21 protein-coding genes are annotated in these 20,457 nt (G+C 70.0%); 7 read left to right on the top strand and 14 right to left on the bottom strand.

Features of this window, described 5'->3' with window-relative positions:
• Window positions 1–26 precede the first annotated feature (26 nt).
• The 3 genes from F6B43_RS08110 to F6B43_RS08120 all read right to left on the bottom strand — a co-directional run bounded on the left by F6B43_RS08110 (window position 27) and on the right by F6B43_RS08120 (window position 4,592).
• Window positions 27–3,023, bottom strand: a complete 2,997-nt coding sequence (locus tag F6B43_RS08110; RefSeq protein WP_150448283.1) for an AAA family ATPase — start codon at window positions 3,021–3,023, stop codon at window positions 27–29.
• A gap of 28 nt (window positions 3,024–3,051) precedes the next feature.
• The gene (locus F6B43_RS08115) at window positions 3,052–4,206 is read right to left on the bottom strand and encodes an exonuclease SbcCD subunit D (RefSeq protein WP_150448284.1); all 1,155 of its coding nucleotides are present in this window, start codon (window positions 4,204–4,206) and stop codon (window positions 3,052–3,054) included.
• Window positions 4,207–4,307: 101 nt separating this feature from the next.
• The gene (locus tag F6B43_RS08120) at window positions 4,308–4,592 is read right to left on the bottom strand and encodes a DUF2277 domain-containing protein (RefSeq protein ID WP_150448285.1); all 285 of its coding nucleotides are present in this window, start codon (window positions 4,590–4,592) and stop codon (window positions 4,308–4,310) included.
• A gap of 50 nt (window positions 4,593–4,642) precedes the next feature.
• Between F6B43_RS08120 and F6B43_RS08125 the strand changes: the two genes are divergently transcribed.
• Window positions 4,643–5,413, top strand: a complete 771-nt coding sequence (locus tag F6B43_RS08125; RefSeq protein WP_150448286.1) for an alpha/beta fold hydrolase — start codon at window positions 4,643–4,645, stop codon at window positions 5,411–5,413.
• Window positions 5,414–5,417: 4 nt separating this feature from the next.
• On the opposite strand, the gene F6B43_RS08130 is transcribed toward F6B43_RS08125, so the two are convergent.
• The 9 genes from F6B43_RS08130 to F6B43_RS08170 all read right to left on the bottom strand — a co-directional run bounded on the left by F6B43_RS08130 (window position 5,418) and on the right by F6B43_RS08170 (window position 13,701).
• The gene (locus F6B43_RS08130; RefSeq protein ID WP_150448287.1) at window positions 5,418–5,726 is read right to left on the bottom strand and encodes a hypothetical protein; all 309 of its coding nucleotides are present in this window, start codon (window positions 5,724–5,726) and stop codon (window positions 5,418–5,420) included.
• Complete coding sequence (locus tag F6B43_RS08135) at window positions 5,723–6,001, bottom strand: hypothetical protein (protein WP_150448288.1); 279 nt, start codon at window positions 5,999–6,001, stop codon at window positions 5,723–5,725. The genes F6B43_RS08130 and F6B43_RS08135 overlap by 4 nt, the downstream gene beginning before the upstream one ends.
• A 96-nt stretch (window positions 6,002–6,097) precedes the next feature.
• Complete coding sequence (locus F6B43_RS08140; protein WP_150448289.1) at window positions 6,098–6,529, bottom strand: DUF1622 domain-containing protein; 432 nt, start codon at window positions 6,527–6,529, stop codon at window positions 6,098–6,100.
• Between the two features lie 35 nt (window positions 6,530–6,564).
• The gene (locus tag F6B43_RS08145; RefSeq protein ID WP_150448290.1) at window positions 6,565–6,861 is read right to left on the bottom strand and encodes a GNAT family N-acetyltransferase; all 297 of its coding nucleotides are present in this window, start codon (window positions 6,859–6,861) and stop codon (window positions 6,565–6,567) included.
• A gap of 177 nt (window positions 6,862–7,038) precedes the next feature.
• Window positions 7,039–9,273, bottom strand: a complete 2,235-nt coding sequence (yicI, locus tag F6B43_RS08150) for an alpha-xylosidase (protein WP_150448291.1) — start codon at window positions 9,271–9,273, stop codon at window positions 7,039–7,041.
• A complete protein-coding gene (locus tag F6B43_RS08155; protein WP_211368061.1) occupies window positions 9,273–10,181 on the bottom strand; it encodes a carbohydrate ABC transporter permease in 909 nt (302 codons plus the stop codon). Before F6B43_RS08155 ends, yicI begins: the two co-directional genes overlap by 1 nt.
• Window positions 10,181–11,152, bottom strand: a complete 972-nt coding sequence (locus tag F6B43_RS08160) for a carbohydrate ABC transporter permease (RefSeq protein ID WP_150448292.1) — start codon at window positions 11,150–11,152, stop codon at window positions 10,181–10,183. Before F6B43_RS08160 ends, F6B43_RS08155 begins: the two co-directional genes overlap by 1 nt.
• An 80-nt stretch (window positions 11,153–11,232) precedes the next feature.
• Entirely contained in the window at window positions 11,233–12,546 is a 1,314-nt protein-coding gene (locus F6B43_RS08165; protein ID WP_150448293.1) for an ABC transporter substrate-binding protein, read from the bottom strand.
• Window positions 12,547–12,666: 120 nt separating this feature from the next.
• Window positions 12,667–13,701: a LacI family DNA-binding transcriptional regulator gene (locus tag F6B43_RS08170; protein ID WP_150448294.1), complete on the bottom strand. Its 1,035-nt coding sequence runs from the start codon at window positions 13,699–13,701 to the stop codon at window positions 12,667–12,669.
• Window positions 13,702–14,248: 547 nt separating this feature from the next.
• On the opposite strand from F6B43_RS08170, the gene F6B43_RS08175 reads away from it, so the two are divergent.
• The 5 genes from F6B43_RS08175 (at window position 14,249) to F6B43_RS08195 (ending at window position 17,489) form a co-directional block, all read left to right on the top strand.
• Window positions 14,249–15,019 (top strand): winged helix-turn-helix domain-containing protein, encoded by a 771-nt coding sequence (locus tag F6B43_RS08175; protein ID WP_150448295.1) that lies wholly within the window; start codon window positions 14,249–14,251, stop codon window positions 15,017–15,019.
• A gap of 333 nt (window positions 15,020–15,352) precedes the next feature.
• Window positions 15,353–16,300, top strand: a complete 948-nt coding sequence (locus tag F6B43_RS08180) for a DNA-3-methyladenine glycosylase family protein (RefSeq protein ID WP_150448515.1) — start codon at window positions 15,353–15,355, stop codon at window positions 16,298–16,300.
• Window positions 16,301–16,360: 60 nt separating this feature from the next.
• Window positions 16,361–16,549, top strand: a complete 189-nt coding sequence (locus F6B43_RS08185; protein ID WP_150448296.1) for a PspC domain-containing protein — start codon at window positions 16,361–16,363, stop codon at window positions 16,547–16,549.
• A 102-nt stretch (window positions 16,550–16,651) separates the two neighbouring features.
• Window positions 16,652–17,071: a VOC family protein gene (locus F6B43_RS08190; RefSeq protein ID WP_150448297.1), complete on the top strand. Its 420-nt coding sequence runs from the start codon at window positions 16,652–16,654 to the stop codon at window positions 17,069–17,071.
• 193 nt (window positions 17,072–17,264) lie between these two features.
• A complete protein-coding gene (locus tag F6B43_RS08195; protein ID WP_150448298.1) occupies window positions 17,265–17,489 on the top strand; it encodes a hypothetical protein in 225 nt (74 codons plus the stop codon).
• A gap of 15 nt (window positions 17,490–17,504) precedes the next feature.
• Here the strand turns inward: F6B43_RS08195 and F6B43_RS08200 are convergent, their stop codons facing one another.
• Window positions 17,505–18,347, bottom strand: coding sequence for a VOC family protein (locus F6B43_RS08200; protein ID WP_150448299.1), 843 nt, complete (start codon window positions 18,345–18,347; stop codon window positions 17,505–17,507).
• A gap of 351 nt (window positions 18,348–18,698) precedes the next feature.
• Between F6B43_RS08200 and F6B43_RS08205 the strand changes: the two genes are divergently transcribed.
• Window positions 18,699–19,454, top strand: a complete 756-nt coding sequence (locus tag F6B43_RS08205) for an SDR family oxidoreductase (RefSeq protein ID WP_150448300.1) — start codon at window positions 18,699–18,701, stop codon at window positions 19,452–19,454.
• Between the two features lie 171 nt (window positions 19,455–19,625).
• Here the strand turns inward: F6B43_RS08205 and F6B43_RS08210 are convergent, their stop codons facing one another.
• Window positions 19,626–20,456 (bottom strand): aldo/keto reductase, encoded by an 831-nt coding sequence (locus F6B43_RS08210; protein ID WP_150448301.1) that lies wholly within the window; start codon window positions 20,454–20,456, stop codon window positions 19,626–19,628.
• Between the last annotated feature and the right edge of the window lies 1 nt (window position 20,457).

The raw sequence follows: 20,457 nt of genomic DNA on the forward strand, positions 1-20,457 counted from the left end.
TCCAGACACGGGGGGCCGTGGCGGGGTCAAGCCGTGACGCTGAGGTCCTGGTCGATGAGGCTGTCGCCGTGCGGGCCCGTGCGCACCGTCAGCTGTGCGGGCAGCTGGTCTTTCATCGCCTCGACGTGGCTGATCACGCCGACCACGCGACCACCCTGGCGCAGTTCGTCGAGCGTCCGCATCGCGACGTCCAGAGTGTCGGCGTCGAGCGAGCCGAAGCCCTCGTCGATGAACAGGGTGTCGAGGCGGATCCCGCCGGCGCGAGCCGTGACCACCTCGGCGAGGCCGAGGGCGAGGGCGAGCGAGGCGAGGAAGGTCTCGCCCCCCGAGAGTGACTGCACGGGCCTGGGTTGACCGGTGAAGGCATCGACGACGTCGATACCGAGACCGGATGCTGCTCCTCGCGCCGCCTTCGCATCGGTGTGCCGCAGCCGGTACCGCCCCTGAGTCATCTCGTCGAGGCGTTCGTTGGCCGCTGCGACGATCTCTTCCAGCTCGGCCGCGAGCACGAAGGTCTCGAGATTCATCTTGCGGGTGTTGGGGGCACGGCCCGCGACGGAATTGGCGAGCCGTTCGATCACCCCCGCCTCGGCGGTGAGCGCAGCGATCACCTCGTGCGCGATGTCGGTCGCCTCGACGGCCTCGTCGAGTTGCTGCGCGAGCGCGGCCGCCTCGGCGGACGACGCGACGGCGGCGCGCCAGGCGTCGGATGCCGAGGCCAGCGCAGCGTCGGACGCCCCGATGTCGACGAGTTCTTCCGGCAGCATCCGCAGCTCCAGGGCGAGCAGGTTCTGAGTCACACCGGCGCGCTGCGCGTCGTACTCTCGCACCGTCGCGTCGAGCAGTTCGCGGTCGCGGCCGTCGCGGAGGGCATCGAGGACCTCGTCGCGTGAGTCGAATCGCGACGCACCGAGTGCTTTCTCCCACGCCGCCGCCGCCGACTCGACTGCCTCACCGCGTGCCCGCACCGCGCCCGTCGCTGCGGCCAGCTCACGCGCGAGCCGGATGATCCGCTGTGCAGCATCGACCCGTGCGGCGACGCTCTCGTGATCGCCTCGAGCCGACCGCACGGCCTGCTCCGCCTCGGCGATCGACCGATCGACGCCGGCGAGGGCGGCGGCAGCCTCCGCGCGGGCGGTCGTGAGATCGAGGTGGGCGCTCTCAAGGGCCGCCGACTCGGCCTCGAGGGCAGACCTCTCGTGGAGGAGCCGCGCGTGTTCGCCCGCAGCCGCCACCGCCGCGGCCAGCTCCGCCTCGGCGGCGGCAACCGCAGCCGTCGCGGCCTCGGGCGTGAGACCCCCGGCCTGCGCCGCCGCGGCGGCCACCGCATCCCGTGCGGAGCGGAGGTCGTTCGTCGCCGCGGCGTCGGCATCGACGGCGGCGGCCTTGTGCGCTTCGGCGGCGGCGATGTCGTCGTCGGTGACGGGCTCGCCGGAGCGCGCGGTCGGAGCCGGGTGCTCGCACGCCCCGCAGACGGGGCACGGGTCACCGTCGACGAGGGTCTCGGCCAGCTCGCCGGCGTGGTCACGGAACCGGCGGTCCCTGAGGTCGTCGAGCGCCGCGGAGGCGCGCGTGAGGGCACGGCCGGTGGCCGCAGCCGCCGTCTCGGCGATGGCGACCGCCGCTCGCCGCTGCTCTGCCCGCTCGGCCGCCGCGCGCACCAGCCGTGCGGTGTCGAGCCGCGCCGTCGCATTCTGCTCGGCGTCGGCCTGCACACGTGCGGCCGCGATCGCCGCCGCCGCACCCTCCAGCAGCGCGGGGAGGGCAGCGCGACGGGCATGGATCGCGGCGATCTCGTCGTCAGCCGCGGCGATCAGGGATGCTGTCGCCGCGCGGTCGCTCGCGAGTCGCCCGAGCCGGTCTTCGGCCTCCTGCCCGGCTTTCCATGCACCGACATCCGCGATCAGCGCGTCGGCGCGCACCGTGACCGCCGTCTCGTCCTCCGCCGATTCGCCGGCCGCGACCCATCGGGCCAAGACATCGGCGTGCGCCGCCGCGGCCTCGCGCGCGGCAGCGTCGGCACGATCGAGCGCGGCGATCAATGGCCGGAAGGGCTCGGCCTCCTCGGCCGCGGCGAGCACCGCCCTGGTCGCCGTGATCTCGCCAGAGCGCTCGTCGAGCCGGAAGAGGGCGGCACGGGCCTCGTTGCGGGCGATCTGCTCAGACCGCTGCGCGACCAGACCGGCGTGCGCGGCATCCGCCGCGAGATGCGCTGCCCGCGCCGTGCCCTCTCGTGCGCTGCTGAGCTCGCGCTGGTGCGCGGCTTTCAGCCCCGCCTGACGCACCCGCTCGACGCGCTCGTCGAGGCCGAGGCTCTCGGGGTCGCCGTGTTGCCGGCCCGGTTCTCCGGCATCGACGCGTGCGAGTCGTTCGGCGTTCTCGAGCTGGGCGAGCAACGTGCGATTCTCGAGTGCCAGACGGTCCAGAGTCGCCTTGCGGCGGCGTTCGAGGCTCTCTTCGTACCCGCGGAACCGCTTCGAATCGAACAGGGTGCGCAGAAGCGTCTGCCGCTCGTCGTTGCGGGCGAGCAGGAACTGCGCGAACCTCCCCTGCGCGAGGAGGATCACCTGCAGGAACTGATGCTGATTGAGTCCGAGGATCGGCCCGAGCTCGTGGCCGACGTCGACGGGGCGCGCCGCGCGCCCGACCCACCGGTCGTCGATCCATTCCTCCAGTCGCGCCTCGGCCGGGGTCAGCGTCGTCCCCCGCCCGTTGCGCTTGAGTCGCTCGTAGGTCGGGACGCGCTCCACGCGCCAGCGCCTGCCGCCGCTCGAGAACTCGAGCCGCACCCTCGTGGGCTCATCGAGCGCGGAGTGATCGCTCCGGATGCGCTTCTCGCCCTCTTCGTAGCGCGGCACCCCGCCGTACAGCGCGAAGCAGACCGCGTCCAGGATGCTGGACTTGCCCGCGCCCGTCTTGCCGCCGATGAGGAAGATGCCGTCGCGGGCGAGCGCGTCGAAGTCGACCGTCTGCGGCCGCCGGAACGGCCCGAACCCCTCGAGCTCGAGCAGGTGGAGCCTCACGGTCGCCGCCTTCGTGCGCGCAAAGCCCTCATGCGGTCAGCTCCGACACGCGCGCCTCTGCGACGGCCTCCTCGATGAGGGCCCGTTCGTCATCGTCCGGCCCCTGGCCCGCGCGGACGTGAGAGAGGAACCGCTCGATCAGTTCGGGGTCGCTCGCGGCGTCTCGCACCCGCTCGGCATAGCTCGCGCGGTCGCCCGCCGGGGCGCCCTGCGGGTCGAGCTTGATGTTCGCGCACCACGCGAACCGCGTCTGGAGCTTGCGCATGGGATCGATCTGCGGGGTGGGATCGGTGAGGATCGCGCACACCCAGTCGTCGCGATGGGCTTCGTGGCCGGGGTCGGTCAGAAGCTCGTCGAGCGTGCCGCGCAGCGAGACCAGGCGCCGCGGTACGGGGAGCTCGAGCCAGCGCGCCGACGCGAGACCCCCGGCATCCAGCTCGACCAGCCACGACCCGCGCGGCTTGTCGGCCTCGCCGAAGCTGTAGTGCAGCGGCGCACCCGCGTAGCGGACGGCCTCGGCCAGCTGCTGGCGCCCGTGGATGTGGCCGAGGGCCGTGTAGTCCACGCCCTCGAACACCGAGACCGGGACGACGTCGAGGCCGCCCTGCTGAATGTCGCGCTCGAGCTGCGGGGTCGGCTCGACGCCCGCGGCGAAGCAGTGTGCGACGGCGACGGAGCGCCCCTCGCGCGACGCACGGTCGGCGCCGATGAGCGACATCGCGTGCGTGAGGGCATGCGCGTGCGTGCGCAGCTCGACACCGGGCCACACCGAGCGGACCATCGTGGGCTCGAGGTACGGGATGCCATAGAAGTGCACAGGCCCGTGGGCGTCTTCGATCGTGATCGGAGTACCTACGGACGCCGGGTCGGTTACGACGTGGATGCCCTCGCGTAGCAGCGCGGACTGGAAACCGAGCCGGGCGCTCGAGTCGTGGTTGCCCGAGGTGACGACGACCTGCGCACCGGCGTCACGGAGGGCGAGGAGGGCCTCGGTCAGGACGGGGAAGCACGCGGCCGCAGGCGTCGCCGAATCGAACACGTCGCCCGCGACGACCACGACGTCCACGTCGTTGTCACGGACCTGCGCGGCGAGCGCTGCGAGCACGCCGCGCAGCGCATCGAGCGTGGCGTGGCCGTGGAATGACCGCCCGATGTGCCAGTCCGAGGTGTGCAGGATGCGCATGCTCACACCGTACGATCGACGCCCGACATCGCGGCTGAGGCGCCCGGGCGGTTCGCCGAGAGCGGATGCCGGGGGCCACGGTGGCGCGACCCCGCGTCAGTTCATGCGACGCGCGGAGCGTATCGTCCGGATGCCTCGGCGCGAGCACGCGCCTTGGCCGCCTCCTCTTCGCGGTTCTTGGGCGGCGCGACGGCGACCAGATCCTGCAGCAGGTGCCCCGTGATATGTGCGATCTCGGCGACGGCGTGGTCGAACGCGGCCTGATTCGCCTTCGACGGCTTCGTGGTGCCCGCGATCTTGCGCACGTACTGGAGGGCGGCCGCGTGGATCTCGTCGTTCGTCGCGGCGGGCTCGAAGTTGTGGAGGGTGTGGATGTTCCGGCACATGCGTACGAGGGTACGCGCGCCGTTCGCCGACCGACAGGTACGCTCGCACGGTGGAAAACCCGACGCCCGTCACCGCGCCGGAGGGGACCCAGGCGTCCGTCACCCCTTTCGGTCACGGGGGAGCGACCCTCATCGCCGAGGAGTTCGGCGACGGCTCCCCCGCCTTCCTCCTCCTCCACGGCATCGGGATGGGACGCAGCGTGTTCGGCGACCTGGCGGCGCACCTGAGCGGTCACGGCAGGATCGTCGCCGTGGACCTGCCCGGCTACGGCGCGGCGCCCGAGCCGGTGCGGACTCTCACGATGGAACGGACCGCCGACCTGGTCGCGGCCTTCCTGCGTTCGAGTGCGATCGGGCCGGTCGTCGTGGTCGGGCACTCGATGGGCACACAGGTCGCCGCCGAACTCGCCGCGCGTCACCCCGCGCTCGTGGCCCGGCTCGTGCTGATCGCGCCGACGGTGAACATCCGCGAGCGCCGCGCATGGCGCCAGCTGCTCCGGCTCGCCCAGGATCTGGCGGTGGAGAGCCCTCGCGTGATCGCCATCGGGGCGAAGGAGTACCTGCGGGCGGGCCCGCACCTGCGCCGCAAGCTCCGCGCGATGCTCGTGCACCGGCCCGAGGACGCGTATCCGCGTATCCACGCCCCGACACTCGTGCTGCGCGGTGCGCACGATTACGTGTCACCGCGCTCTTGGTGCCGTTTCGTCGTCGGCAGGCTCGCTGACCCCGAATTCGCCGAGATCGACGGACACGGACACGAGACGATGATCCGGGACGCCGGGCCGGCCGCCGCCCGCATCATCACCTTCGCAGGAGCCTGACGGCTCAGCCCGCGACCAGGCCTTCGGCGAACGACGCGAGCTCGTCCGCGGACGCCGGGATGCCGGCATCCTCGAATCGCTGTCTGAGCACCTCCGCGATGCGCGCGGCATCCTCGTCGCCCACGTCCACCCGCGTCTGGGCGAGGATGCCGTCGATCCGCTCCTGGTCGGTCACCGTATCGAGGTCCATCGCCGGTTCCGACTGCTCCCCGACGCCCGCAGAGGATGTGTCCGCATCGGTTCCCTGCACGACTGCTCCGCCGACGCCCGCATCGGGATGCACCGTCTCGGCCGCGTCATCCTGCCCGGTCACGGTGCCTCGTCGACGTCGGCGTCGGTGCGGAGGTCGGGGTCGACGCCCGCGCTCATGGCGGCATCCTCCACCGAGCCGTCCGATTCGTCGGAATCCGCCGTGGCGTCAGACCCTTCGGGTGTCAGCGGCGGAAGACCGGAACTGATCAGCGACGCCGACTCGATCGCATCCGCGTTCGCTGCGGCGGTTTCGCGGTCGGCGGCCTCTTCACTCTCCCAGCCACCCGGCGGGTCGGCGTCGATGACGCCCTCTGGTAGATCACGCTCGTTGCTCATGGCGCACCTTCTCTCTGTAACCAGGTTCGCGTGCGGGAGGCGCCAGCCCAAGGGGTTGACAGGGCGCTCCGCCCACCTCCTGAGTCGAGCGGGACGTCAGACCGGTGTCGAGCCGGACGGGGCACGGGATGCCGCATCCCGATCCCGTGCCACCGCATCGCCGAGCAGCTGGCCGCCGCTGGTCAGCAGCGCCTTGCGCCACGGCAGGACCCCGTCGATCTCGATCTGGATCGACATCGACAGGACGGTCCGGATAAGGACGATGAGGCCGAGGATCGCCGCGTCCTCGAGCGAGGGCTTCGACGTGATCGTGCGGATCAGGTCCGCCGCGACCAGCACCTCCAGTCCGAGCAGGATGCCGGCGCCGAGCGTGTTGCGCAGCACCTCGTAGGCGGCTCGGCCGCCCTCGCGGCGTCGCAGCGCGCGATATCCCAGCACGAGGGCGATGACGAAGCCGACGATCATCGCGACCGCGCCGATCATCTCGAAGCCGATCGCGACCCCGACGAAGATCGCCTCGATGTCCACGACGTCAGTGTAGGGCGACGCCCCGGGGTGTGGGGTCAGTGGGCCTGGCGCTGGTGCAGAATGCCGGCGCGCTCAGGGTGCGCGGCGAACCAGTCGGCGACGTACCAGCAGACCGGGATGATCTCGCGGTCTCCGCGTGCCTCCAGCTCGGCGACGGCGCGCTCGGTGATCTCACCCGCATAGCCGTGGCCGCGGAAGGTCGGCACGGTGTACGCACGGGTCATCGCGACGGTGCGCCCGTCGTCGCGGTAGTCGAGGATGCTCACGAGGTCGTCACCGCGGCGCAGCGCGTAGCGCGAAGCGTCCGGCTCGTTGGTGAAGGTCAGTTCCACGCCCTCCAGCGTACGTCCGCCACGGCGTGTCGGCTCCGCGCGCCCCGCCGCGTCGCCGCTTCGCCGGGCCACCCGAACATCTCGGAGGATGGATGAGGCTCCACGCCGCTCCCGGGTAGACAGGAGCCCCGTTCTGCACCACGCGTCCTTCCCGATGTCGGGGGGCCCACGTATGGCCTACTCCGTGACCGCCGCGCGGTCGACCTCGAACGTCTGCGAGCGCCCGTCCGGCGTCGTCACGGTGAGGGATGCTGTGCCCGACCCACCGGGGAACACCCGGAGCCGCAGACCCTCGAGGTAGTCGTAGTCGGGGCGATCCGACCGCCCGCCCCACGGCAGCACCGCGCCCGGCCGCACATAGAGAGGGAGGCTGTCGAAGCCGTGGCGCTCTCGGCGCCATCCGCCGCCCTCGACGACAGCGCCGGTGAGCAAGTGGGTCCAGGTGCCCGCAGGCAGATAGAACTCCACATCCCCCTCGGCCGAGAAGACCGGTGCGACGAGGATGTCGGCGCCCAGCATGTACTGGCGGTCGAGGTACCCGACCGCGGGGTCGTCCGGGAACTCGAGCGGCATCGGGCGCAGGATCGGCACGCCCGATCTCGAGGCCTCCATGCCGGCGGCGAACAGATACGGCATGAGCCGCATCTTCAGGTGCGTGAAGATGCGCGTGATCTCCACAGCCTCCTCGTCGAACATCCAGGGCACCCGGTAGGACTGCGAGCCGTGGAACCGACTGTGCGAACCGAGCAGCCCGAACGCCGTCCAGCGCTTGAAGACCGCGGCATCTGGGGTTCCTTCGAACCCGCCGATGTCGTGGCTCCAGTGCGCGAACCCGCTCATCGCGAGGGAGAGACCGCCGCGCAGGGTCTCGGCCATCGAGGTGAACGTCGAGGTGGAATCGCCGCCCCAGTGCACCGGCATGCTCTGGCCGCCCACGGTCGCCGACCGCGCGAACAGCACCGCCTCGCCCTCCCCGCGGGCCTCGACGAGCACGTCGTGCACGGCCTTGTTGTAGAGCTGCGCGTACAGGTTGTGCATGCGAGCGGGGTCGGCGCTGTCAGCCCAGACGACGTCGGTCGGGATGCGCTCGCCGAAATCGGTCTTGAAGCAGTCGACCCCCTGGTCGATCAGGGCGCGCAGCTTGGACTGGAACCAGGCCGTCGCGTCGGGATTCGTGAAGTCGACGAGGCCCATGCCTGCCTGCCACAGGTCCCACTGCCAGACCGAGCCGTCTGCGCGCTTCACCAGATAGCCGGCGCCTGCCGCCTCGGCGAACAGCGGCGACCGCTGCGCGATGTACGGGTTGATCCACACCGACACGCGCAGGTCGCGCTCGTGCAGACGCGCGAGCATTCCGTCGGGATCGGGGAAGACCCGCGGGTCCCATTCGAAGTCGCACCAGTTGAATTCGCGCATCCAGAAGCAGTCGAAGTGGAACACGGACACGGGCAGCTCGCGCCGCGCCATCTCGTCGATGAATCCCGTGACGGTCGCCTCGTCGTAATCGGTGGTGAAGCTCGTCGAGAGCCACAGCCCGAACGACCACGCGGGAACGACCGGCGGGCGTCCGGTGAGCGCGGTGTAGCGCTCCAGCACGTCCTTCGGGGTGGGTCCGGCGATCACGAAGTACTCGAGGACCTCGCCCGGTACCGAGAACTGCACGCGCTCGACAGCTTCCGAGCCGATCTCGTACGACACGTGGCCGGGGTCGTTGACGAGCACCCCGTAACCGCGGCTCGAGAGGTGCAACGGCACGTTCTTGTACGCCTGCTCGCTCGAGGTTCCGCCGTCGGCATTCCAGATGTCGACGCTCTGCCCGTTCTTGACCACCGGGCCGAAGCGCTCGCCGAGCCCGTAGATGAGCTCACCGACGCCGAGATCGAGCTGCTCGTGCACGAACGTGCGCTCGTCGGGAACCCCGCTGTCGGCGCGAGCGTTGCCGACGACGCCATGATCGGCCGCGGCATCCGCGGACAGGCGGACGAACGCCTGCGAACGCAGTGCGCTCCCGGTCACGCGCTGCCCGTCGACCTCGAACGAGAGCGACCACGGCGCACCGGGCGATACGCGCGCCGTGAGGCGTCCGGTCTCGAGCGCGCCGCCGTCGGCGGTGACGGATGCTGCCCCCGCACCCCCTGCGAGCGCGCCAGGCAGCTCGAACCCGCCGTGCCACCCGCCGCCCTCGTGGTGGGCGATCCGCACGCGCACCACACCCTCGAGCGGTGAGCTCAGCGTGACGGTGAGAACGGGGCGATTGAGCGTGTCGCCGCGCCCTCGGATCACTGCCGTCGGGGCGGTCACCACGAGGCCGGCGCCGTCCACGGTGGCGGCCTGCGCGATGTCGTATGCCTCCTGCGCGTAGAGCGCGGTGACTCCGGGACGCAGCTGCCAATACCCGTCGGTGAACTTCATTACTTGACTGCTCCTGCCGTGATGCCGCGTGTGAGCGTGCGCTGGAAGATGAGGAAGAAGATGAGCGTGGGGATGATGCCCAGCAGAGCCGATGCGCTCGTCGTGGTGACGTCCATGAGGCGGTCGCCCTGCAGGACGCTGATCGCGACCGGCACCGTCTGGTTGGCGTTGGAGGCCAGGAACGTCAGGGGGATCAGGAACTCGTTCCATGTCCAGATGAAAAAGAAGATGAGCAGCACCGAGAGGGTGGGCCGGCTGATCGGGAACACGACCCGCCAGAGGATCTGCCAGCGCGTGGCACCGTCGATGGATGCCGCCTCCAGGATCTCCTTCGGGAACGTGCCGTACACCGATGACAGCAGGTAGGTGCCGAACGCCGCCTGGATGACGGTGAAGACGATGATGACCGACCACACGTTGTCGTAGAGGTGGACCGTCTTGAACATGTAGTACAGGGGGTAGAGGAGCACTTCCTGCGGCAGCAGGTTCGCGAGCAGGAACAGCAGCACGATCCAGGCGCGGCCCCTGACCCGGCCGATGCCGATCGCGAACGCGTTGAGCATCGAGATGAGCACGGCGAGCACCGCGACGATTCCCGAGATGAAGAGGGAGTTCCAGACCTTCTCGGGGAAGTTGACGCGCTCCCAGAACGCGACGATCCCGCTGAAGTCGAGCGACTGCGGCAGCGCGAGCGGGCCGGAGTTGGCGTAGTCGACCGGCGATTTGAAGGAGTTCACGAGCACCAGGTAGAAGGGCGCGAGCACCGCGAGCGCGCCGACGATGACGAGCGCGAGGAGCAGCCAGTCGATCCCGCGTTTCTTGGTCATCCCCCCGCGCGCGCGGGGGGTCGGCGCTGACTTCTTGGCGCTGGTGGCGGGAGTGGTTTCCAGGACGAGTCCGGCGGCCATCACAGACCCGCCCTTTCCTTGCGCTCGGCCGCGTTCTGGACGCGGATGAAGACGATCGAGACGATGATCACGACGATGGTCAGGACCGTGGCGATGGTGGCGCCGTACCCGACGTTCCGCTTGGTGAAGAACTCGGTGTACGCGTAGTACGCCGGCACCTGCGTCGCTCCGGCAGGGCCACCCCGGGTGATCACGTACACGGGCCCGAAGACCTTGAGCGCGGCGATCGTGCAGGTGAGGGTGACGACGAAGATCTCGGGGCGGATGATGCTCATCGTGATCGCCGAGAACCGCTGGAACCAGTTGGCGCCGTCGAGCTCGGCCGCCTCGTAGAGTTCGGGGTCGACCCGCTGGAGGGCGGCCATGAAGATGACGACCGGATAGCCGATCTGCACCCAGATGAGCACGACCATGAGCACGATCAGCGCGGAGGGCATCTGCCCGAGCCAGTCGAACGGCGGGACGCCGAAGAACCCGAGGATCTGGTTGAGGGCGCCGTCCGCCCCGGGCCGCACGATCCAGCCGATCACGATGCCGGCGATCGCGATCGGGAGGATCTGCGGGAGGTAGTAGGTCGCGCGGAGGAAGCTTCCGACCTTGCCGCCGAACTTGCGCCCGATCACGTCGAAGAGGAGTGCCGCGACGAGCAGCCCCACGGTCGTCGGGACGATCACCATCGCCACGACCATCCAGATGGAGTTCGTGAACGACGTCCAGAACGCGTCGTCGGTGAGGATCTTCTGCCAGTTCTCCAGGCCGACGAGCTCGGGCGTTCCCACGCCCTTCCACTTCGTGAAGGTGAGGTAGACGTTCCAGATGAGGGGCACGATCACGATCGCCAGGAGCAGCACGAAACCGGGCAGGAGGTAGACCCAGTACGCACCCGTTCCCCCCTTGCGCTGGGGGATCGACGGCTGCTCCGGCGGAAGCTTCGCACGGACCTTGCGGGTCGGGCGGGTGTCAACGGACATGATTCGCACTCCAGGACAGGGGCGGGCGGAACGGGGAGGGTGGGAGCGGCATCCTCGCGGGCACCGCCCCCACCGGTGGATCAACGGAACTCGGCGGTTCCCTCGTCGTACTGCTTGCCGAGGTTGGCGTTCGTGGTCTGCACGTCCTGCACGCCAGTGACCAGGCCCTGCAGCTGCTGCACGATCACGTCGTAGAAGCCGGGCGCCGGCCAGTCGGGGTAGAACGAGAGGCCGTCCTTGGCGAGGATCCCGTTGAACGTGTCGATGAGCTCGGCGCTCTTCGGGTCGGTGATGTCCGAGGGGTTGGCGGCGACCGGAACACCGCCGTTGTTGCCGATGATGGCCTGGATCTCGGGACGCATCGTGATGTCGATGAACTTGTATGCGAGGTCCTTGTTCTTCGCGTTCTCCGGCACGACCCACAGGTTGCCCGAAGAACCGAGCGACAGGTCGGCGCCGGGGAACTCCTTGAGCGTCCAGTCGAATCCGGTCGCCTGCTCGACGAACCGGCCGAACCACCACGAGCCCGAGACGAAGATCGGCGACGTGCCGTTGATGAACGAGACACCGGCATCCTCAGCCTTCACGGACGACACGTCCTTGGCGATGTAGCCCTTGTCGACGTACTCCTTCAGCGTCGTGCTCGCGCTCGTGATCTCTTTGCCCTGCCAATCGACCGGGTTCTTGTAGAGCTGGTAGTCGTTGACGAAGTCGCGGTCGCCGCCCGCGAGCGCGAGCTGGTACCAGAGCTGCCCCAGCGGGTACTCGGCGCCCGCCTCGGCGAGGGGTGTGATGCCCTTCGCGACGAAGGCGTCGAGCACGGCGGTGAACTCCGCGTACGTCGTCGGGATCTGCAGCCCCGCTGCCGCGAACGCGTCCTTGTTGTAGTAGACGCCGACGAACTCGCCGTAGTTCGGGATGCCGTACCACTTGTCGCCGCCCATGACACCGGTGTCGGAGTACTTGGCTGTGGTCTGCAGCGACGGCGCGAGCTTGTCGGCCCAGCCGTACTCGTCGACCGCGCTGGAGATGTCGGTGATCAGGCCGCTGCTGGCGAGGAAGCCCGCGGTCGCGTTGCCCTTGTTGAACTCCATCAGGTCGGGAGCGGCGTCGGTGTCGAGCACCTGGCTCGCCGTCTTCTGGATCTGCTCGAACGACTTCTCCTCGAACTCGACCTTCGCGCCGGTCTCTTTCTCGAAGACGTTGATCGCTTCGGCCCAGGCTTTGCCCATCGCGCTGTCGGCGCCCTCGTAGTGCCAGAGCTTGAGGGTGTTCGAGGAAGAGGCCTCGCCGCCCCCTCCCCCTGCGCAACCGGCCAGGGCGAGGCCGCTCGCCGTGATCGCCGCCGCGACCGCGATGAGGCGGCGCGTCTTCCTGCTGTGGTGCTGTGCCATCTTCGGCACTCCTTTCTGAGGCGTCCCAGCGGTGGGACGGAGGGTGTGGTGCGGGTGTCTTCAGTTATCGTCGAAGCGCTTCGATGCAGGGGATGCGACAGCGCCGATGGGCTCCGGGCATCAGCGGGCCGTGTCCTCAGGCCCCTCGCGCACGGATCCGACGGAACCGCGGGAGTGGTATTCGGGGGCGATCAGGTGGACGCTGGGCGCGGGCGGATTCGCCTCGAGCGCTCGCAGAGCGAGGTCGACCGCGACGTCGCACGACCGCTGCGGGATGAGGGGGATGTCGTCGAGCGGAGGCGCGAGGGATGCCGCGTCGAAGCTCGACGCCACCGAGATCACCGAGACGTCGGCGGGTATCGACAGTCCCCGCTCGCCCACCTCGGCGAGGACCTCCCGGATCGCCTCTTCCGAGGCGTGCACGACGAGGCCGGTGACACCGGCATCGAGCAGTTCGGCGGTGCCGCGCCGCGTCGTGATCGCATCCGGCCGCACCGAACCCGACGTGCGGAACTGGGCGTCGAGACCGCACTCGTCCGCCTGCGCGTCGAACCCTCGGCGCACGCGCGGCGGGAAGTTGGAGTTGTCGTACGCGATCGCGGGCTGGCCGATGAGCCCGACGCTGCGGTGCCCGGCATCGGCGAGGCGCTGCACGGCCAGTGCTGCCGCCGCCTCGAAGTCGAGGTCGACGCAGACGAGACCCTCGTGGTCGTCGGGCACGCCGATGAACACGGTGGGGATGTCGATCCGACGCGCCAGGGCGACCCTTTCATCCGCGGGGGCGACGTCGAGCACGAGGATCCCGTCGACGAGCCCGCTGGAGGCCACGCGGCTCATCCCGCGGGAGGAGTCCTCCTGGGTGAGGAGGAGAAGGTCGTAGTCGTTGCGACGCGCGGCGATCGAGGCCGCGAGCACGAACGACATGTGCGTCGGGGCGTGCGTGTCGCCACGGAACGGCTCGGTCAGGGCGAAGATGTTGGTGCGGCTGCCCGCCAGCATCCGAGCACCGGCGTTGGGGTGGTAGTCCAGCTCGAGGACGGCGGCTTCGATGCGTGTGCGCGTCTCGGCCGAGACCGGGCGCTTGCCGCTCAACGCGTACGACACGGTGCTGATGGACACGCCGGCGGCTTTGGCCACCTCGTCGATCTTCGCCATGAAGACTCCGTCGTCTGACTTGCGCTGCGTGATCATCGAAGCGCTTCGCGGAACCGCTTCGATAGGGATGCTAGAACGCTTACGGCGTGAGCGCAAGACATTTGTCGGCGGAGCCAACTTATGGGTCAGGCGGACGAGACCGCGTGTCGGGCGATGAATTGAGCAATCTGCAACATTTCGTCACACGGATGGCGTAGCATCCGTGCGATTTGACGCATTGCGACGCATTCGGTCATAATCAGCTTCATGACTGACAACGCACGCTCTCTGTCCGCCCTGGAGGCGAACGGGACTACCGGCATGATGGCCGGGCGCGTTGCCATGTGTTGCCGAATGTGTCGCTGACACGAGCTCTCACCCACACGGTGAAACCCCGCCGGATCCAGCCGTCGCTTCTGAATGCGCCGCGGATCCCCCGAGCTCCGGTCCTCGCGTCGATCACGCGCATCCGGATGACTCGTACCCCGGCCATATCCGGCCGAACAGCAGCACATCCGAACCCATGAGGCCAGACGGCCCGGGTTCCCATCCGCAAGGACTTCACATCATGTCGAACACACTCCTCCTCGATCGTCCCGCCCCGACGCGTCACCTGCAGGCGGTGCCGCCGCTGTCGGACGCGCAGCGAGCGACTCCCGCAGCGCCCGCCGCCGCAGCGCCCGCTCCCGCAGCGCCCGCTCCCGCAGCGCCCGCCGCGCCCGGGCACAACCTCCCCGCAGGCACGTCGCCCCGCGGATTCGCCCTTTATGTGGGTATCGACGAGCTCAAGGCCGCGGCATCCGGAGTCTCGCTCGGCGTGCTCGTCGACGCGCTGCGTCGCACGATCGCCGAGCTGGCGCCCGCCGCCGAGACCTACGCGACCGTGGCCCTCGCCCCGGCCGGCGCAGGGGGACGCGACGTCGACGTCGTGCGACTCGCACTCCACGAGCCCTCGGCGGTCGCGCGCACGAAGGACGAGCCCGAAGACGAGGATCGCGCTGCCGATGGCGTGGTCGTCGACATCTCGCGCAAGCGCGTGCTGATCGACGGCGAGTCGGCCGCCTTCACGTTCAAGGAGTTCGAGCTGCTGCAGTACCTCGTTCTTCGCGAGGGCCGCACGATCGAGCGCACCGAGCTCGTCGCGTCGCTGTGGCAGGCGACCGATGACGACGCCCCGGGCGAGCGCACGATCGACGTGCACGTGCGGCGCCTGCGCGCCAAGCTCGGTCGGTACGAAGACATCGTGCGGACGGTCCGTGGTGTCGGGTACCGGTTCGATCGGCACGCCGACGTCGCGATCCGGTACGGTCACGGCGCTCCCTCTCCCGACCGCTTCTGACGCGCTCCGCGCAACCTCGCAACCACGGAGAACCGCACAGCGCCGGATGCTTTCACCCCGCGCGCTCCGAAGAACCGCAGACCTCCGAGAAAGCGCCGCGCAGCGGCATCCCCCAGCCCGACAGCACAACCTCGGACAACCGCGCAACCTCGGAGAACCGCACAACCTCGGATGCTTTCACCCCGCGCGCTCCGAAGAACCGCAGACCTCCGAAAAAGCGCCGCGCAGCGGCATCCCCCGGCCCGAATGTCAGACGGGTCGGCGTAGGGTGAGCGCGTGACGGAGATCGGGTACGCGGGGCGGAAGGTGCGCCGCGCTCGGGCGAACGGCTCGATCGAGACCCGCGGTCCCCGGCCCGACGACGGCCGGCCGATCGAGACCGTGTACCGCCCGCGGCACCCGCTCGACCTCCGTGGCACCGTGCTGCCTCAGCGACGGGGCGCTGGCGACCCCACGATGACCGTCGACGGCGCGGTGATATGGCGCGTGAGCCGGACCCCCGATGGGGTCGCGACGCTCGCACTGCGCGAGACGACGGCGGGCGAGATCCGGGGCGCCGCCTGGGGCCCCGGGGCGCGCTGGGCGATCACGCAGCTGCCCGCCCTGTGCGGGGCGGGCGATGACGCGTCGGAGTTCGACGGGTCGCCGCATCCGCTCATCGCCGACGCGCACCGCCGTCATCCCGGACTCCGGCTGGGCCGCACCGACCTCGTGTTCGACGCGCTCGCGGGCGCGATCATGGAGCAGAAGGTCACCGGGATGCAGGCGTTCGGCGCCTGGCGCCGAATCGTCGTGTGGCACGGCGAGCGCGCCCCGGGGCCGACCCCGAGGCCGATGTTCGCTCCGCCCACGATCGACGGGTGGCGGCACGTGCCGTCCTGGGCGTGGCATCGCGCGGGCCTCGAGCCGCCGCAGGCGCGAGCGATCGTCGAGGCGGCTCGCCGCGGCGACGCGATCGCCCGCGCGGTCGCCGGAGCGCCGGACGGAGAAGCCCGCGACCGCGTGCTGATCGCGCTGCGCGGCGTCGGGCCGTGGACCTCCGCCGAGACCCGCATCCGCGCGCTCGGCGACCCGGATGCGGTGAGCGTCGGCGATTTCCACCTCGCGCACGAGGTCGGGTACGCGCTCACCGGGCACCGAGTCGATGACGATGGGATGCTGCGGCTCCTCGCCCCGTGGGCCGGTCAGCGTCAGCGCGTGATCCGCCTGATCTACGCCAGCGGCGTCCACGAGCCGCGACGCGGGCCTCGGCTGCATCCCGAGGATCACCGCGCGCGCTGAGCCCTGGTCGCTCGGGGCACCCCTCCTGTGCGGCGGCGTCCGGGCTGGGAGGATGAACCTATGAACGCACTCATCCGCCCTCGTCAGGGTCGAGTCCTCGCCGGGGTCTGCGCCGCTGTCGCAAACCGTTTCGGATGGAATACCGCCGTCGTCCGGGTGCTCACCGTGATCGGCGTCGTGTTCTTCGGCGTCTCGATCCTCGTCTACATCCTGCTCTGGATCCTCATTCCGCAAGAGCCGCCGGCCTGAGTTCGGGTCCGCCATGCGGGGTCTTGCGGATGTCGGAGGCCCGGACGACACTGAGCCGTGCCGCGCATCCTCACGGCGTTCCACCGATACCGGGAGCCTCGCATGCCCAGCCTCAATCCCTACATCTCGTTCCACGACTCCGCGCGCGCGGCCATGGAGTTCTACCAGTCCGTCTTGGGCGGCGAACTCGACGTCATGACGTTCGAGGCCTTTCCCGACATGGGCGTCGAGCCCTCCGAGCTCCATCTCGTGATGCATGCGCAGCTCGAGACGCCCGACGGCTTCGTGCTGATGGGCGCCGACACACCCCGTCACATGGAGTGGGTCAAGCCGGCAGGAATCTCGGTGTCGATCAGCGGCGACGACGAGGCCGCCCTCGAGCGGTGGTGGAACGGCCTCGCCGAAGGGGGCAGCGTCACCATGCCGTTCGAGACGCCGCCGTGGGGCGGTCGCTTCGGCATGCTGACCGACAGATTCGGCATCGAATGGATGCTGTCGCTCAACGCGGCCCCGGCATCCTGACGCGGCCCCGGCATCCTGACGCGGCCCCCTCATCCTGACGCGGCCCCGGCATCCTGACGCGGCCCCGGCATCCTGACGCGGCCCCCTCATCCTGACGCGGCCCCGGCATCCTGACGCGGCCCCGGCATCCTGACGCGGCCCCGCTCGCTCGGCCGCGCCGTCGACGGTCGCGAGCTCGCCGTAGGATGAGCGCATGACCGAAGAGCGCACCGGATTTCCTCGCGGCCGCATCGGATGGATCCTCGGTACCGTCCTGCTGATCGCGCTCGGCGCGCTGTTCGGGTTGATCTGGGGCAGCTTGTGGCTGGGGCTCGTCCTCGGCGCGGCGATCGGAATCGGGTGGCTCATCGCCTACGAGTCGTGGCGCGGGCGCACCGCCGGGCTCGACGATCCTGACGACAACGGCGCGCAGCTGTAGCTGCCCGCCGTCCGCTCACCCCCGTGGGGCGAACTGGCTGAGGATGAGCTCGGCCCCCTGAGGGTCGACGATCCGCGCCTCGCGGGTCCACGGGGTGTCGCCGTTCGAGACCACATGTGCCCCGAGCCGCTCGGCGAGCGCGACGCTCTGGTCTCGATCGGCGACGGTGAAGCGGATCTGCCACGACGCCGGCCGGCCCGCCGCGGGGTTGCCGGCGGTGTCATCGACCGTGATGCCGGCGATCACATCCGCGAAGCCCGCGGGCGCGAACCTCTGGCGCTCGTGGATGTCGGGATCCGACGTCGATGCGAGATGCTCGCCGTACCCCGGGAGCCGGATCATCCCGGCGCCGAGGTCGGGGTCGAGCCGCCAGCCGAACACCTCGCCGTAGAACGCGAGTGCGGCCGTGGCATCCGGGGTGTGCAGGTCGCTGAAGTTCCAAGCGCCCGGCGCGTTCACGATCTGCGCGCCCAGGCGACGACGGGGCTGCCACAGCCGGAACATCGCTCCTTGCGGATCGGCGCACGTCGCCGCTCTGCCACCGGGGCCCGCGTCCTCGGGCGGGGACGTGACCGAGCCCCCGGAGCGGATGACCGCGTCGGCGGTCGCGTCGGCGTCGTCGCACGCGATGTAGCTCACCCACCCGACGCTGTCGCCGCGCGGGGCGATGGCTGCAGCATCCGCACCGCTGAGCGATGCGATCAGGTACGACCCGGGAGCGCCCGGCGGCATCGCCTCGGTGAATGTCCACCCGAACAGGGCGCCGTAGAACTTCTGTGCCGCGTCGGGATCGGGAGCCTGGAGGTCGACCCAGCAGGGCACCCCCTGCGGGTAGGTGCGGGGAATCGGGTCGCTCATCGCGTTGCTCGCTCTCTCGTGCCGGTCGCTCTCGTGCCGTCGCTCTCGTGGCGTCGCTCTCGTGCCGGTCGCTCTCGTGCCGTCGCTCTCGCGACGATACGCCGGGCGCCCGACACGACGGCCCCCTTCTTCGACCGCGCTGCCTCCACTGCCTCGGCGCTGACATGCACAACGCAGGATGAAGAGCACATGCTCGCGGCCTGACCCGCGGAATTCCGCGGCGGGGGATCTCCCTTACGCCGATCCATCCTGCGTTGTGCACGCGGACCTTCGATATCGTGCTCTTGCTGCCATCGCGGAGCGCGCCGCGGGCGGCCTCCGGAAAGACGGACCGAAGAGAAGAGAGAGACCATGCGAATCGCCGTGGCCGGAGGCACGGGAACGGTCGGCACGCACGTCGGCGAGGCTGCCCACGCGCGCGGGCATGAGGTCATCACCCTGGCGCGCGCGGCCGGCGTCGACCTGCGGTCCGTCTCCGGCCTGACCGACCGCCTCGCGGGGGTCGATGTCGTCATCGACGTGCTCAGCGTGCCGACGATCTCGGCGGACGAGTCGACCCAGTTCTTCACGACCACTTCCCGCGCCCTGCTGGATGCCGGGGCCGCCGCGGGCGTGCGCCACCACCTCGTGCTCTCCATCGTCGGGATCGACCGGGCGCCCGAGGCGTATTACGCCGGCAAGTTCGCTCAGGAACGTCTCGTCGAGGCCGGACCGACCCCGTGGACGATCCTGCGGGCCACGCAGTTCCACGAATTCGCCGCCCAGATGTACGGCCGCGCGAAGGTCGGGCCTTTCCACCTCGCGCCGAAGATGCGCACCCGGCCCGTCGCGGCGAGTGAGGTCGCCGCGCACCTCATCGATCTCGCCGCGACAGGCGCGTCGGGACGAGCGAGAGAGCTGGCCGGGCCCCGCGAGGAGGACCTCCCCCGGATGATCCGCGCCTACGCCCGCGCTCGAGGGTCGCGCGCCTGGATCCCGTCGGTCGCCCTCCCCGGCGCCTCCGGCAGGGCGCAGCGCGACGGGTCTCTGCTTCCCGCCGGCAAGCCCCTTCTCGGCCGGCAGACGTTCGACGAGTGGCTCGGCGCCCTCTCCGCCGAGAATCACTGACCGACCGCGCCCCTCTCCTCAGCGTCCGTTCCGGCCGTCTGCAGGGACAGGCCTTCGCAACGCGTGATTCGAGCGGATCGGTCTTCACTCCCGCCACACCGCTCCCTGCAGACGGATCGCAAGGACGGAGCGCCCATCGAGACGGACGGATGCCTCAGGCCGAGGCCTCACTCACATCTCTTCGTGCGTGTCGGGATCGCCGTCCCACAGCCGGCCGCGCTCGAGCACGGAGATGTCACCCAGCTCGGAGTGGTCGAGGGTGAAGCCGAACACATCGGCGTTCTCGCGCTGGCGTACCGGGTCGGCCGACTTCGGGATCGGCGTGGAATCGAGCTGAGTGTGCCACCGCAGGACGATCTGCGTGGGCGTGACGCCGTGCTGCTCCGCGAGGCTGTTGATGACCGGTTCGCTGAGCAGCTCGCTTCGCCGGGCGAGCGGGCTCCAGCTCTCGGTACGGATGCCGTGCGCACGGTGGAACGCGCGCAGCTCGGCCTGCGGAAAGTAGGGGTGCAGCTCGACCTGGTTGACGGCGGGGGTGACTCCGGTCTCGTCGATCAGGCGGGTGAGCATCTCGGGGGTGAAGTTCGACACGCCTACCGATCGGACGACGCCGCGGCGCTGCAGCTCGACCATCGCACGGTAGGTGTCGACGAACCTCCCGACGCTCGGGTTCGGCCAGTGGATCAGGTAAAGATCGATGCGGTCCAGGCCGAGACGCTGGAGGGATGCCTCGGCACTGGCGAGAGTCTCGTCGAAGCCGTGATCGCGCCCGGGGATCTTGGTGGTCACGATCAGCTCGTCGCGGTCGAGGCCGGATCGGCGGACGGCTTCGCCGACCTCCTGCTCGTTCTGGTAGTTGACCGCGGAATCCAGCAGGCGATAGCCCGACGCGATCGCCGCGACGATCGCGTCGATGCCCGATTCTCCGCGGAGGTTGTACGTGCCGAGCCCGAGCTCGGGGAACGCGGTGCCGTCGTTGAGTGTCACGGTGGGGATGAGCATG

The sequence above is a fragment of the Microbacterium rhizomatis genome (assembly GCF_008710745.1).
Classification (GTDB): domain Bacteria; phylum Actinomycetota; class Actinomycetes; order Actinomycetales; family Microbacteriaceae; genus Microbacterium; species Microbacterium rhizomatis.